The organism is Rhizobium sp. WYCCWR 11152 (assembly GCF_013087615.1).
GTDB lineage: Bacteria > Pseudomonadota > Alphaproteobacteria > Rhizobiales > Rhizobiaceae > Rhizobium > Rhizobium indicum.
The window spans coordinates 304302-315634 of the sequence record NZ_JABFCP010000020.1; the positions used below are offsets into that span (position 1 = coordinate 304302).

Below are 11333 nucleotides of genomic sequence, written 5' to 3' on the forward strand. Positions count from 1 at the left end.
TCAGGCTACTTCGCCGCCGAGCCAGATGGCGGTGACGGCAAGCGCATCGGTGAGATGCACGAGATCGGCACGCGCGCCCGGCGAAAGATGGCCGCGATCGGCAAGCCTGAGAAACCGCGCGGGATAAAGGGTCGCCATGCGCAAGGCCTCGGCGAGCGTCAGGTCGAGATAGGTGACGCCGTAACGGATCGTCGAGATCATGTCGACGTCGGAACCGGCCAGCGTGCCGTCGGACAGCACCAGCTTCGAGCAGAAGCCGCCCCTTTCGCGCCGGACGGTGCGCCCGTTCAGCGTGAACGAGTCCTTTTCCGACCCGACGAGCGACATCGCGTCGGTGACGAAGAACAGCTTGCCTTCGCCGCGTTTGGCGCGCAGCGCCGTGCGCAGGGCCTTCGGATCGACATGATGGCCGTCGGCGATGATGCCGCACCAGGTCGAAGGATGATCGATCGCCGCGCCGACGAGACCGGGCGCCCGGTGTCCCAACTGGCTCATGGCGTTGAAGAGATGCGTGACGCCCCGCGCGCCGGCATCGAAACGTTCTTCCGCCGCCTCGCTCGAACAATCGGAATGGCCGATGCTGACGGTGACGCCGGCTTCCGCAAGCTCGCGCACCTGGGCAACCGTCACCTGCTCGGCGGCCATGGTGACCAGCAGCGTGCCGATCGCCTCGCGCGCCCGGATGAAGGCTTTGACATCGCGGTCCTCCACCGGCCGCATCAGTTCGGCCAGATGCGCGCCCTTCCTCGCAGGCGCCAGATGCGGGCCTTCGAGATGCAAGCCGGCGACGCCGCGGTTCATTTTCACTGCCTCCTTGGCGGCCTCGATGGCGGCAATGGAGGCCTCTGATGTGTCGGTGATCAGCGTCGGCAGCAGCGACGTAGTGCCATAGGGACGGTGCCCGCCGGCGATGATGTCCATCGAGGCAACGGAAGGCTGGTCGTTCAGCATCCGCCCGGCGCCGCCATTGACCTGCGCATCGATGAAGCCGGCCGACAAAACACCACCGGCAAGCGTCACCACCTCGCCGTCCGGCAGATCATTTCTTGCGACGATCGCTTCGACGCGGCCGCCGGCAACGATGAGGGCTTTGTCGTCGTGGAAGCGCTCGCCGTCGAAAATGCGGGCGCCGAGGAAGATCTTGCGGGCCATCAGACCGTCTCCGTCACCTTGAGCAGGTTTGCCGGCTTGTCGGGATCGAAGCCCTTGCGGCGCGTCACCGACTCGATCAGCCGGTAGTAGACAAGCAGCGACACCAGCGGATCGACAAGGCCGTTGCCCGTCGTCGGTACGCGCAGATGGACGCCGGAAAGCGGCTGCGTCGAGAAGCCGACGGTGGTGGCGCCGAGTTTCTGCAGGCGTTCCAGCGCCTGCACATTGTTGGCGAAGGCCGCGTCGTCAGGCGCAAAGGCGACGATCGGGAAGCCCGGCTGCACCAGGCGCATCGGGCCATGCATCAGTTCCGCCAGCGAAAAGGCTTCGGCATGCAGGCCGGAGGTTTCCTTGGCCTTCAGCGCAGCTTCGAGCGCGATCGCGAAGGCTGGGCCGCGGCCGGCCGTATAAAGCGAGGTCGCGTTGAAGAGCACCTCCTCGGCTGCCGCCGTGTCGATCCCGGCGGTCGCCGACAGCGCCTCCGGCAGCTTGCCGAGCGCCGCCTGCAAATCGGACGCACCGCCGATCGCAGCCGTCACCCCGGAAAGGGCGGCGACCGAGGCGATGAAGGATTTTGTCGCCGCGACACTCTTTTCCGCGCCGGCATTGAGACCGAGAACGATGTCGGCCTGCTTCGCAAGTGGGCTATCGGTGACGTTGACGACGGCGATCGTCGTTGCTCCGCCCTTCTTCGCTGCATCCTGCAGCGCGACGATGTCGGGGCTGGCACCCGACTGCGAGACGGTGAAATGGACACCGCCCTTCAGATGCAGCGCCGCACCATAGACCGAAGCGATCGACGGGCCGACCGAGGCGACCGGAACGCCACAGGTGATCTCGAACAGATATTTGAAAAAGGTGGCGGCGTGGTCCGAGGAGCCGCGCGCCGCCGTCGTCACCACGCTCGGGCGGGCGGACGAAAACAGCCGGGCGATCTCGGCAAAGACCGGTTTTTCCTTTTCGAGCAGCGTGGCGACCACCTCTGGCGATTGGCCGGCTTCCTGCAGCATCAGTGACTGGTTGTCATTCATAGGTCATCTCCGATTCTCAATTCGGCAACGAAATCATAGGCATCGCCGCGATAATGCGAGCGGGTGTATTCGACGACGCGTTGGTCTTCCAGGCGCGAGACACGTTCGATCAGAAGCGCCGGCGCGCCTGATTTGACGTTCAGAATCGCGGCGGAGGACGGATCAAGCGTGACCGCCGTCAACCGCTGCAGCGCGCGCACGGGCCTATGGCCACTGGCCGTCAGCGCATCGTAGAGCGATCCCTCGCCGCCGGCATCGTGCCCCAGGAACTTGATCGGCACCACGGCGCGTTCGATCGCCAGCGGCAGGCCGTCGGCAAGGCGCAAGCGGTCGAGTCTCAGCACCGGCTCGTCGCCGCCGAGGCCGAGCAGGAAGGATTCCTCCGGCGACGGCGTGTTGACCGCCCGCGACAATATCCGTGCGGCCGGCAGACGCCCGCGCGAGCGCATGTCGGCGGAGAAGGAGGAAAGCCGCCACAGCGACTGTTCCATGCGTTCCACCCTGCTCGATACGAAAGTACCGCTTCCATGGCGCGATTCCAGTGCGCCGGATGCCATCAGATCGCGATAGGCGGTGCGCACGGTGACACGGCCGAGCTTCAGAGCCTCGGCAAGGTCGCGCTCACCCGGGAGTGCGGTGCCGGGCTTCAGCAGCCCTTCCTGAATGAGGCCGGTCAGCGTCTGCGCCAGCCGCTTGTAGAGCGGTCCGGTCAGCGCCTCGTCACGCAGGCCGCGGCTGTTCAGTTCCGCTATCAGACTGGTTCTATCCATGGGCACACAATAGAACCTATATAGAACCAATCGGCAAGACAGAATCGAGCGCAGAAAGAAAAAACCCTCGCCGGCGGCGGACCGGCAAGGGTTTCATAGCGATCAAATTTGACAGTCGTGCGTCCGCGGGGCGCTCAGTTCTTGGTGAAGATATAATCCGTCTCCTGGCGCAGCACTTCGCCGGGGCGCAGGACCGCATTCGGAAAACCTTGGTGATTGATGGCATCCGGCCAGACCTGTGTCTCCAGGCAGAAGCCGGCGAATGGGCCGTATTTGCGCCCGCCGATGCCGGGCGCCGCGACATCGAGCTTGAAGCCGGCATAGAACTGCACGCCTGGCTCCGTGCTGCGCACTTCCAGCGACACACCGGAATAGAGGCTGCGGGCAAGCGCGACGCTCCGCTTGGCGGTACGCTCGCCCGACAGGCAGAAATTATGGTCGTAAAACGCTTGTTGGCTGCCGACGAAACGCTTCATCGGCGCCATCTCGCGGAAATCGAATTCCGTGCCCTCGACGGGACGGATCTCACCGGTCGGCACCTGCTTCTCATCGGTCGGCAGATAGTGATCGGCGGCAATCATGATGTCGTGGCCAAGCGCGTCTTCGCGACCGTCGAGATTGAAATAGGCGTGCTGGCAGACATTGGCGAGCGTCGGCTGGTCGCTGGTCGATTCATAGGTGATCGACAGTTCACCATTGCCATGCACCCGGAAAGTCGCCTGGATGGTGCAATTGCCGGGATAGCCAGCGCGGCCATCGGGATCGACGATCTTCAGCACCACGCGGTCGACGTCATGCTCGACGATCGTCCAATTGCGTTTGGCGATATTGTCGCTGCCGCCATGCAGATGCGTCACGCCGTTTTCATTCAGTTCGAGCTGATAGTCTTTGTCGTCAAGCGTGAACCTGCCGCCGCCGACGCGGTTGGCGCAGCGGCCGGGCGTCGCGCCGAAGTAGGACGAATAGAGGAGGTAGCTGTCGAAATCGTCGAAGCCGAGCTGCAGCGGCGCATCATGTCCCTCGAGACGCAGATCCTGGATGACCGCGCCCCAGCTGATGATCTTGGCCGTCAGCCCGCCGCCCTTGATCACGACGCGATAGACGGTCTCGCCCGCCTGCGTCTGCCCGAAAACGTCCCGCTCCAACTTATCCGACATGATCGACCGTCCATTCTGTCCCTGCTGAAAATTCCTCAATTCGGAATCGATTTGAGGAATGTGCAGCGATTGAAAGTGTGCATTGCACGTCCGACGAAGACGCGCGGTGTGGTAGGCTTCAGGACAGGAACCTGCCCGGATTTGCTTCGATCCGCAACCGGCGGATCAGAAAGAAAAGCCACAGCAGTGGTGCGGCGGCATCGGCTCCAGGCGTGATCGGCAACGGTCAGAGATCGCTGCCGATCTCTTCCACATCAAAGGGCGTCGTCTGGTAGATTTCGTTGATCCAGTTGCCGAACAAAAGATGCGCATGGCTGCGCCAGCGGTTCTGCGGCGCAAGCGCCGGATCGTTATGCGGGAAGTAATTGTGCGGCATCTTGATCGGCACGCCGGCATTGACGTCGCGGAAATACTCGTCGGAAAGCGACGTGGAATCATATTCGACGTGGTTGAACATGTAGAGCCGCCGGCCCCTCTTCTCATGCACGAGGCAGACGCCCATTTCGCTGGACTCCATCAGGATCTCCAGGCTTTCGGATTTCTCGATATCGGCGCGGCGCACTTCGGTCCAGCGCGACACCGGCACTTCGAAATTGTCGGAAAAGCCGTTGAGATAGATCGAGGAAGGCTTCAGGTTCCGGTGGCGGTAGACGCCGAAGGCCTTCTCTTTCAGCTCGTATTTCGGAACGCCGTGAAAATGATAGACTGCCGCCATCGCGCCCCAGCAGACGTTCATCGTCGAATGGACGTTCGTTTCCGTCCAGTCAAGAATCTCCTGCATCTCCGGCCAATAGGTGACATCCTCATAGGGCAAAAGCTCGATCGGCGCCCCGGTGATGATGAAGCCGTCGAACTTGCGGTGCTTTACTTCTTCCCAGGTCTGGTAGAAGGCAAGCAGATGGTCCTCGGACGTATTCTTCGCCTTGTGGCCGCCGATACGGATAAGCGACAGCTCCACCTGCAGCGGCGAGGCGCCGACGAGACGGGCCATCTGCAGTTCGGTCTTGATCTTGTTCGGCATGAGGTTGAGCAGCCCGATCTGCAACGGTCGGATATCCTGACGGATCGCCAACGTCTCGGTCATCACCCGCACACCCTCCTGAACCAGGGTTTCGAAGGCGGGCAGCGTATCGGGGATCTTGATGGGCATTGCGGTCACTCGATCAAAAACAAAAAACCGGCGGCGACAAAAATCGCTACCGGTCCGCACGCGGCCCTTTAGCGACTTTTTTAACGTGGCTGCAAGCCGGCCGGCCAAATCACCACGGAGGCCTTAATTAGACCCAGTCGGATTGCGAATCAACTGGCGAATACATGCAGGAGAGACTCATGCAAGCATCATCACACTTTAATGACTGATAGAATCTGTTGATAGACCGGTAACGCCACCATGTTATTTATAAGGGTATGGGCGATTTGGAAAAGCGTAATGGCAGATAAAATCGAGGGGAGGCCGGGCATCCGGAGGCAGGATAGGGTAGGGTATGATTTAAGCCTGACATATCGCCTCGGCGTCATGTTCTCAGCATTCTGGAATTCGGAAGTGCGTGGCAAGGTGCTGTTTCTGGCGACCGTGCTGATCCTCGTTATCCTGGCGACGTCCTACGGCCAGGTCATTTTGAACGAGTGGAATGCGCCCTTCTACGACTCGCTGGAGCGCCGCGACCTCGGCGAATTCTTCCACCAACTCGAAATCTTCGCGATGATCGCCGGCACACTGCTGCTGCTCAACGTGCTGCAGGCCTGGCTGAATCAGATGACGGCGCTCTATATGCGCGAAGGCTTGTCCCGCGATCTGGTTGACCAGTGGCTGAAGCGCAAGCGGGCGCTGCGGCTTGCCTCCAGCGGCCTGATCGGCGTCAATCCGGACCAGCGCCTGCACGAAGATTCCCGCAACCTCGCCGAAAGCACGACGGGATTGGTTCTCGGCCTGCTGCAGTCGACCATTCTTCTGGTGAGCTTCATCGGCGTGCTCTGGGAACTTTCCAGCGGCTTCATCTTCCGCATCAGCGGCCATAGCTTCTCCATTCCAGGCTACATGGTCTGGGCGGCGATTTTCTATGCCGCTTCCGCCTCGGTGCTGAGCCAGGTCGTCGGTCGGAAGCTGGTGAAGCTCAATGCCGACCGTTTTTCGAAAGAGGCCGAGCTTCGCTTCACGCTGATGCATGCCAATGAGAACATGCCGGCAATTACTGTTGCCCGCGGCGAGGAGAACGAACGCCGGCGCATCAACACCGACATCAGCTCGGTCCTGACAGTCGTCAAGCGGCTTGCCATGGCCAATACCAATCTCACCTGGGTTTCGGCCGGCTATGGCTGGCTGGTGATCGTCATCCCGATCATCGTTGCCGCCCCCGCCTATTTCTCTGGCGGCCTCACCCTCGGCCAGCTGATGATGTCGGTCGGTGCCTTCAACCAGGTCAACACGGCGCTGCGCTGGTATGTCTCCAATTTCGGCCCGATCGCCGAATGGCGCGCCACGCTGATGCGCGTCACCGATTTCCGCCAGGCGCTGGTCGAGATGGAAGAGGACTTCGACCTCAAGGACAGCATCGCCTATGAAAACGCCGCGCCCGACACGCTGACGTTGAAGGATGTGGTGATCGTCGCCAAGGTCGGCGAAGACATCGAGGAATGCGGCGGTTTTCGCCTGCGTGAAACCGATGTCGTGATCAAGGCCGGCGAAAAGATCATGATCAACGGCGATCACAGCGTCAATCGCAAGCTGCTCTTCCAGGCGATGGCCGGCCTCTGGCCGTGCGGCAGCGGCACGATAGGCCTGCCGCCAATCGACGACATGCTCTTCGTTCCGCAGGTTGCCTATGTTCCCGGCGGCACGCTGCGCGAGGCGCTGGCCTTTCCCGAACGTCCCGAAGCCTACGAGAAAGCCGCCGTCGAGGCGGCCCTCGACAAGGTTGGTCTCCATTCGCTGATCGCAAGGCTCGATACCCGCGCCCGCTGGGACAAGATGCTCGACGGCGACCAGCAGAAAGCGATCGGATTTGCCCGGCTGCTTCTCGTGCGCCCGCGCTGGATCATCTTCGACGAAGTGCTGGAAGGCATGGAGCCGGAATTACAGGAAACGATGGCCAAACTGCTCACCTCGATGCCCGAAAGCGGCATGATCTATATCGGCCGCTCCGAGGCCTATCTCGAGGCGCTGAGGCCGCGCGTGCTGCATCTGCAGGCGCTGCCTTCAGCATCCGAGGAGCCGCCTGCCGTCCAGACCGGCGCCAGCGCCAGTGCGGGCGCTGCCGCCGTGCCCGCGCCGGCGCTTTAATGCATGCCGCCCAAAAGTGTGGAGCGGTTTTGGGATGACGGCACGCATAAGACAAGGATTTGAGCCGCTGGTCACATCGGCGGTATGACGCCGTTGAGACCGACGGCGATCTGGCTGGCCGAGATGCTGCCATCCGCCGCCTTCTCGCCGGTGACGACGACGCCGGCGCCGGGCTTCAGATCATCCTTGGTCGCAGGCGCCAACGTCACGATCGGCGTGCCATCGGCAATCGAGATGGTCTTTTCCTTGCCCTGATAGGTCAGCGTGATCGTGTGGCCGTCGACGGATTTGACGGCGTTGCTGACAGTCGCGTTGGTCATCTGGCTGTTCGGCTGCGCATCCCAGGGACGGTTGCCCTCACCGGTTCCCTTCATCGACGCCGGAAAGATCAGCACCTCGATCGCCCCATCCGGGCCCGTGCCCTTCGGAAGCGAAGCGACGCCGACGAAATCGCCGGGTTTGATATCCTCGACCGAGGCTTGTCTGATGCCGCCGACCTTCCAGCCGGCTTTTAGCGCGACCGTCGCATCACTGCCCTCGCGCGTCTTGACGACGAGCGTATCGCCGCTGAGGCTTTCGATTGCGCCGCGAACACGAATGCGCTGGGCATCCTGCGCCTGTGCGGCTTGCGACAGGGCAAGCGCAACGAGGCTGCCGGCAGTAAGTGCTGTGAGAAAACGGGAATGAGGCTTGCGAGACATATGACTTTTCCTTGTCGCCATTGCGATCGGCAATATCCCCGGCTGCCGGACGGCACCTTATGCCGCAGGACGACACACTGACGAATCAAGGAAAAGTGAGCCTTCAGCCTCGAGAAAATCTCAGCCTTCCAGCTCTTCCCGCAGCATTTCGAGCTCCAGCCACTCCTCTTCCATGTCAGTCAGGCCGGCGCGCAGTTTTTCCATCTCCCCGGCAAGCCGGTTGAAGGCTGCGGGATCGCGCGTGAAAAGATTGGGATCTGCCATCAGCTGTTCGCGCTTGGCGATTTCGGCTTCGGTCTTCGCCATTTCCTTCGGCAGGTTTTCCAGTGCAAATTTCTGCTTGAAGGAGAGCTTGACCTTCGAGCTGCCTGACGCTGTTGCTTGCTGCGTCTTCGGCTTCTCCGCCGCCTTCTCGGCTCTCTTGCGCTCCTCGAGCGCGCCCTTGCGCTGTACAAGCATGTCCGAGTAGCCGCCGGCATATTCGATCCAGCGACCATCAGGCGCATCCGGCACGGCGGGTGCGATCGTCGAGGTCACGGTGCGGTCGAGGAAATCGCGGTCGTGGCTGACGAGAATGACGGTGCCGGGAAAACCGGCGACAATCTCCTGCAGGAGATCGAGCGTTTCGATATCGAGATCGTTGGTCGGCTCGTCGAGGATCAAGAGGTTCGTCGGGCGCGAAAGGATGCGCGCCAGCATCAGCCGGGCGCGTTCGCCGCCGGAGAGGTTTCTGATCGGCGTACGCGCCTGTTCCGGCTGGAACAGAAATTCCTTCATATAGCCGGTGACATGGCGCTGCTCGCCGTTGACGAGCAGGTTTTCGCCGCGCCCATCCGTCAGATAGTTGGCAAGCGTATCCTCGGGGTCGAGATCCTCGCGTTTCTGGTCGAGCGTCGCAATCTCCAGATTGGTGCCGAGCTTGACGATGCCGCTATCGGGCGAAAGCTGCCCGGTCAGCATCTTCAGCAGCGTCGTCTTGCCGGCGCCGTTCGGTCCGACGAGACCAATGCAGTCGCCGCGATGCACGCGGATCGAAAACGGCGTGACGATTACCCGCTCGCCGAAGCTCTTGGTGATCTTGTCGGCCTCGATCACCAGCTTGCCGGATTCCTGCGCGTCCGAAACCGTCGCCTGCACCGTGCCCTGCGGCCCCTTGTGGCCGCGATAGTTCGAGCGCATCGTCTGCAGCTCGCCGAGACGGCGCATGTTACGCTTGCGCCGCGCCGTGACGCCGTAGCGCAGCCAGTGCTCCTCACGCTCGATCGACTTGCCGAGCTTGTGCTGCTCCAGCTCCTCGGCCTCCAGCACCTGGTCGCGCCAGGCTTCGAAATGCGCAAAGCCTCTGTCGAGTCGCCGCGAGGTGCCGCGGTCGAGCCAGACGGTTGCCGTCGAGACCTTTTCGAGGAAACGCCGGTCATGCGAAATCAGCACCAAGGCGCTGCGTGTCTTCTGCAGCTCGCCTTCCAGCCATTCGATGGTCGGCAGGTCGAGATGGTTGGTCGGTTCGTCGAGCAGAAGAATGTCCGGCTCGGGTGCCATAACGCGGGCAAGGGCTGCGCGCCGCGATTCGCCACCGGACAGCATTCTGGGGTCTTCATCGCCGCTCAGCCCGAGATGCGACAGCAGATAGGTGACACGATAGGGGTCATCGCCTGGCCCGAGGCCGGCCTCGGCATAGGCCTGCACCGTGTTGAAGCCGGCAAAATCCGGCGCCTGTTCGAGATAACGCACCGTCGAGGAAGGATGGCGGAAGACCTCGCCGGACTGCGCCTCGACCAGGCCGGCGGCAATCTTCAGCAGCGTCGATTTTCCCGAGCCGTTGCGCCCGACGAGACAGATTTTGTCACCGGGCTCGATCTGCAGGCCAGCACCCGCCAGAAGCGGTGCACCGCCAAAGCTCAGGAAGATATCGTCGAGTTTCAGAATGGGAGGGGCCAAAAATCAGACTCCGGAAAGATCATAGGGCCGGGCGAGCACGATTGCCCGGCCGCTGCGGAGCGAAAAGCGAACCTTGCCTTCCGCAACATTGGAAATGGTGCGCGACGAGCCGAAAGGCAGGTGGAAATCCGTGAGCGGATAACGCGCATTTTCGATGGAAAGCCCTCTCAGCTCGCTGAATCCGGGTACGGAAAACAGGCTGCCCTTGGGAAGGTCCAGTTCGATCGTACCGGCAACCAGCGGCGCTGCCTCTTCCTTGCCCGAGGTCAGCAGCAGCTCGAAACCCTCTTCCGCCAGGCTGACGGCCGACAGCAGATGCTGAAGCGCGTGGTCGGAACGTTCACCGCCGAGCGCACCGGCGAGGATCAGCCGCCGCGCGCCCCGCGCGATTGCCTCCGCCACGGCGATTTCACCGTCCGTCGCCGCCTTCGCAGCCGGATAGGGCTGTTTCGGCACATCGGGAAATGCATCCGCGAGATCATCAGGCGTCGAATCGAAATCGCCGACCCAGAGCTCCGGCGTAATACCGAGTGCTGCCGCATGCCGCATGCCGCCATCGGCCGCAATGAAGCGGCTGTCTTCGATGGCATCGCGCAGGCGATCCGTCAGGCTGAGTTCGCCGCCGAGGAGAATGGTGAAGGTGGATTGGCTCATGGGCATTGCCCTTAGCGCAAACGAGGGGTCGAGGGGAAGGGCCGGCGAACGACGGCGTCTGCCTCAGCCCGGTGTATCCTTGTCGCGCGACAGGAAAACCGCCTCGTAGCCGCCGATGAAGCGCTCGAAAAGCGCTGCGAAGCGCTCGACATCTTCCTGCGGCCAGTCGGAAACGATTTCGGAAATGATCGCAAGCTTCTGCGCGACGATCTCGGCAAGCAGTTCCTGGCCGACCTCGGTCATGACGACGACGATCCGCCGCGCATCGGCCTGCGAGGCCTCGCGGCGCAGCACGTTGCGCCCGACCATGTCGGCCACCACCCGGCTTGCCCGTGACGGATCGATGCGCAGCATCTCCGCGATCATGCCGACCGTGACCTCGCCGGCAGGCTGCGCCCTGCGCACGGCATCGAGCACGTCGAGATGCGAAAGCTCGAGGCCTGGTGCAGCACTTTGGATCGCCAGCCGGCCGATCAGCCGCCGCCCGGTCATCAGCCGCATGCGCGCCATGCTCCGGCCGATACGCGGCACGTTTTCACGATCCGGCTCGGCCGGCTCCACAGAAGGGGTCTTGGTCAGGACGTCGCTCATCACAGGACCATAACAGAGCCGATTCAAAAATTGAATATGCCGATGTCATTAATGTGCCA

Annotated in this window: 10 protein-coding genes and 1 riboswitch; of the genes, 1 reads left to right on the plus strand and 9 read right to left on the minus strand. The window is 62.3% G+C overall.

Annotated elements, in window-relative coordinates; all coding sequences use genetic code 11:
- The 5 genes from nagA to metA form a co-directional block, all read right to left on the minus strand.
- Entirely contained in the window at positions 1 to 1152 is a 1152-nt protein-coding gene (gene nagA / locus G9X67_RS28910; protein ID WP_171600244.1) for an N-acetylglucosamine-6-phosphate deacetylase, read from the minus strand.
- Entirely contained in the window at positions 1152 to 2183 is a 1032-nt protein-coding gene (locus G9X67_RS28915) for an SIS domain-containing protein (RefSeq protein ID WP_017989786.1), read from the minus strand. The genes nagA and G9X67_RS28915 overlap by 1 nt, the downstream gene beginning before the upstream one ends.
- Positions 2180 to 2953 carry a GntR family transcriptional regulator gene (locus G9X67_RS28920; protein ID WP_003543751.1) on the minus strand — a complete coding sequence of 258 codons (774 nt, stop codon included), beginning with the start codon at positions 2951 to 2953 and terminating at the stop codon, positions 2180 to 2182. The genes G9X67_RS28915 and G9X67_RS28920 overlap by 4 nt, the downstream gene beginning before the upstream one ends.
- A gap of 134 nt (positions 2954 to 3087) precedes the next feature.
- Positions 3088 to 4110: an aldose epimerase family protein gene (locus G9X67_RS28925; protein ID WP_171600245.1), complete on the minus strand. Its 1023-nt coding sequence runs from the start codon at positions 4108 to 4110 to the stop codon at positions 3088 to 3090.
- A gap of 226 nt (positions 4111 to 4336) precedes the next feature.
- Complete coding sequence (gene metA, locus G9X67_RS28930; protein WP_027668526.1) at positions 4337 to 5260, minus strand: homoserine O-succinyltransferase; 924 nt, start codon at positions 5258 to 5260, stop codon at positions 4337 to 4339.
- A 48-nt stretch (positions 5261 to 5308) separates the two neighbouring features.
- A riboswitch (SAM riboswitch) is annotated at positions 5309 to 5386 on the minus strand.
- Between the two features lie 114 nt (positions 5387 to 5500).
- On the opposite strand from metA, the gene G9X67_RS28935 reads away from it, so the two are divergent.
- On the plus strand, positions 5501 to 7390 hold the full coding sequence (locus G9X67_RS28935; protein ID WP_171600246.1) for an ABC transporter ATP-binding protein/permease: 1890 nt from the start codon (positions 5501 to 5503) through the stop codon (positions 7388 to 7390).
- 71 nt (positions 7391 to 7461) lie between these two features.
- Here the strand turns inward: G9X67_RS28935 and G9X67_RS28940 are convergent, their stop codons facing one another.
- The 4 genes from G9X67_RS28940 to G9X67_RS28955 all read right to left on the minus strand — a co-directional run bounded on the left by G9X67_RS28940 (position 7462) and on the right by G9X67_RS28955 (position 11274).
- Positions 7462 to 8091 (minus strand): DUF5666 domain-containing protein, encoded by a 630-nt coding sequence (locus tag G9X67_RS28940; protein WP_171600247.1) that lies wholly within the window; start codon positions 8089 to 8091, stop codon positions 7462 to 7464.
- A gap of 120 nt (positions 8092 to 8211) precedes the next feature.
- Complete coding sequence (locus G9X67_RS28945) at positions 8212 to 10029, minus strand: ABC-F family ATP-binding cassette domain-containing protein (RefSeq protein WP_171600248.1); 1818 nt, start codon at positions 10027 to 10029, stop codon at positions 8212 to 8214.
- A gap of 3 nt (positions 10030 to 10032) precedes the next feature.
- Positions 10033 to 10689 carry a thiamine diphosphokinase gene (locus G9X67_RS28950; RefSeq protein WP_171600249.1) on the minus strand — a complete coding sequence of 219 codons (657 nt, stop codon included), beginning with the start codon at positions 10687 to 10689 and terminating at the stop codon, positions 10033 to 10035.
- A gap of 57 nt (positions 10690 to 10746) precedes the next feature.
- Positions 10747 to 11274: a MarR family winged helix-turn-helix transcriptional regulator gene (locus G9X67_RS28955; protein WP_171600250.1), complete on the minus strand. Its 528-nt coding sequence runs from the start codon at positions 11272 to 11274 to the stop codon at positions 10747 to 10749.
- Positions 11275 to 11333 lie beyond the last annotated feature (59 nt).

Excerpts from the sequence above, each read along its gene's own strand:
- G9X67_RS28950 (WP_171600249.1), bottom strand. The coding sequence starts at position 10,689 with ATGCCCATGAGCCAATCCACCTTCACCATTCTCCTCGGCGGCGAACTC.
- G9X67_RS28920 (WP_003543751.1), bottom strand. The coding sequence starts at position 2,953 with ATGGATAGAACCAGTCTGATAGCGGAACTGAACAGCCGCGGCCTGCGT.
- metA (WP_027668526.1), bottom strand. The coding sequence starts at position 5,260 with ATGCCCATCAAGATCCCCGATACGCTGCCCGCCTTCGAAACCCTGGTT.
- G9X67_RS28935 (WP_171600246.1), top strand. The coding sequence starts at position 5,501 with ATGTTATTTATAAGGGTATGGGCGATTTGGAAAAGCGTAATGGCAGAT.
- nagA (WP_171600244.1), bottom strand. The coding sequence starts at position 1,152 with ATGGCCCGCAAGATCTTCCTCGGCGCCCGCATTTTCGACGGCGAGCGC.
- G9X67_RS28925 (WP_171600245.1), bottom strand. The coding sequence starts at position 4,110 with ATGTCGGATAAGTTGGAGCGGGACGTTTTCGGGCAGACGCAGGCGGGC.
- G9X67_RS28940 (WP_171600247.1), bottom strand. The coding sequence starts at position 8,091 with ATGTCTCGCAAGCCTCATTCCCGTTTTCTCACAGCACTTACTGCCGGC.
- G9X67_RS28955 (WP_171600250.1), bottom strand. The coding sequence starts at position 11,274 with ATGAGCGACGTCCTGACCAAGACCCCTTCTGTGGAGCCGGCCGAGCCG.
- G9X67_RS28915 (WP_017989786.1), bottom strand. The coding sequence starts at position 2,183 with ATGAATGACAACCAGTCACTGATGCTGCAGGAAGCCGGCCAATCGCCA.